The 333-nt window shown below is 39.3% G+C and carries 1 pseudogene; it reads left to right on the top strand.

The features are described from left to right. Window positions 1-333, top strand: a pseudogene (gene hemL / locus SB717_RS34465) (glutamate-1-semialdehyde-2,1-aminomutase); the annotation flags it as partial.

The raw sequence follows: 333 nt of genomic DNA on the forward strand, positions 1-333 counted from the left end.
CTTATTTCTGGGATGTAGACGGAAATAAATATATCGATTATTTAGCAGCATACGGTCCTATTATTACTGGACATGCTCATCCGCATATAACAAAAGCAATTACAACAGCTGCTGAAAATGGGGTACTTTACGGAACACCAACAGCGCTAGAGGTAAAATTCGCAAAAATGTTAAAAGAAGCAATGCCTGCATTAGATAAAGTCCGTTTTGTAAACTCTGGTACAGAAGCAGTGATGACAACGATTCGTGTTGCTCGTGCTTATACAGGTCGCACAAAAATCATGAAATTTGCTGGTTGTTACCACGGTCATTCTGATTTAGTACTTGTGGCAG

Origin of the sequence: Priestia sp. SIMBA_032, assembly GCF_046535215.1 — a bacterium.
Taxonomy (GTDB): Bacteria; Bacillota; Bacilli; order Bacillales; family Bacillaceae_H; genus Priestia; species Priestia aryabhattai.